Annotated in this window: 1 protein-coding gene and 1 pseudogene; one reads left to right on the top strand and one right to left on the bottom strand. The window is 41.3% G+C overall.

The annotated features are described in order from the left end of the window. Positions 1–289: 289 nt before the first annotated feature. Positions 290–556 (bottom strand): transposase, encoded by a 267-nt coding sequence (locus B0B05_RS16195; RefSeq protein WP_076784603.1) that lies wholly within the window; start codon positions 554–556, stop codon positions 290–292. A gap of 69 nt (positions 557–625) precedes the next feature. Here B0B05_RS16195 and B0B05_RS16190 point away from each other — a divergent pair. Further along, positions 626–1,447, top strand: a pseudogene (locus B0B05_RS16190) (IS91 family transposase); the annotation flags it as partial. Positions 1,448–1,774: the final 327 nt, after the last annotated feature.

The following is a 1,774-nucleotide window of genomic DNA, read 5'->3' as shown; positions in this document are numbered from 1 at the left end:
TCAATACAATATACGAAATTTTCGTATTATGAGTAACCTTTTTTATAATGCACTACGGGTTGATTTACTTTATTTCCATCATTTCGAAGGCGATAATAGTACTTCCAAAAACCTTCTCTGGGATGATCTTGAGCAAATTTCTCTAATCGCTGGATTAAATCAGAATCATTTTTGATGGATTGATACACTAAACTACTTCGACTAGTCTGTAAAATACGGCAAGCCTTGCTTTTGCCTTTTGGATATTTGGTCAAAACATCTTTTATGATAGCTCTTTTATGGCAAGGCTTTAAAGCTTTTTTTCAATGATGTATTTAGCCATGTCTAATTCTAAAGCCAAATTAGCATACATGCGTTTGAGTTTGGCGTTTTCTTCTTCAAGGGCCTTTATTTTCTTTAATTCACTTGCTTCCATGCCACCGTAGCGTTGACGCCACTTATAAAACGTAGCTTTGCTAACTCCATGTTCTCTAACAATTGTATTAATATCTTTTCCAGATTCAAATTCTTGAAGGATCTTCGAGATTTGAGTAGGACTAAATTTACTACTCTTCATAATTACAGTTTAGTTTAAAATTAATAATTTTTCTCTTTTTAAACTGTACTTTTTTTGGGGGAGCTTACAGTTTTCACGCTTCCCGAAGAGCTGAACGGTTTGGCAATTGCCAATCCCACACTCATTTACAAAACATTGTTTGAAGCAGCTTGGGCAACATTAAACCAGTTTGGCAAAACGGAAGGAATGCAGCTCGGAATGATTGCGATACTTCACACGTGGGGACAGAACCTGAGCTTGCATCCGCACCTGCACTGCATTGTTCCTGGCGGCGGAATTGATCATCACGGAAAGTGGAAAAAGAAAGTACGAACCGATAAATATCTCTTCTCTGTAAAAGCGATGAGCAAAGTATTCCGCGCCAAGTTTGTGGCATCCTTAAGAACTTGTGGAATTACAGACCGGGATTTAATGGACAAACTTTTCTCCAAAAACTGGGTAGTGTATGCCAAGCGGCCTTTTGGCGGCCCGAAACAGGTCATCGAGTACTTGGGGAGATACACTCACAAAGTCGCCATCAGCAACCACCGCATCAAAGAAGTTACCGATAAAGAAGTTCGTTTTGGCTACAAAGATTACCGGAAAGGTGGCGAAAAAAAGGAGATGACCCTATCCCATGTGGAGTTTATCAGGCGCTTCAGTCTTCATATTCTGCCCAGAAGGTTTGTGCGGATCAGGCATTATGGAATCCTGAGCAGCAGCTGGAAACGCGGGAAACTCCAGGCTCTGCAATCAGATTTAAAGATCAAGATCCCGGAGGTAAAACCCAAAACGCTGCTCAATAAATGCCGGTGCTGCAAGGAAGGAAACCTTGTGACCATTGCTATTTTCGGGCAGCGGGGGCCGCCGCAGGATTTTCTTTTCGTTACCCAAACGCTGTCTGCAAAATAACCTTTGCGGGTAAGGGAAGCTGTGCCCTACAGCCAGTAAAACCCCGCAGAAACCACTTCCAAAGGCTACCCAACGCCACAAAAAAAGCAGTCCTTCCGAAAAAACTGCTTTGTACCTCTAAATCCTAAAAACGACATCCCCATAAGAGGACCATCATACTGCTGAAAAGCCACCGGAGCTTCCGTTCAACGGGCTTTCATTTCTTGTCTTGCAGACAAAACGAAAGCTTAGTTATTAGCTGATGTTTTATTGCACGGTTTTTAAATATTCAATTAATTCGGTTGTGTTTTGAATTAAGTCAGTTTCGCAAAATGGTGGGTTTTCCTT

It is taken from the genome of Epilithonimonas bovis DSM 19482 (assembly GCF_900108115.1).
Lineage (GTDB): Bacteria > Bacteroidota > Bacteroidia > Flavobacteriales > Weeksellaceae > Epilithonimonas > Epilithonimonas bovis.
The sequence above is the reverse complement of the archived record's forward strand: the minus strand, read 5'-3'. Positions and strand labels throughout refer to the sequence as shown.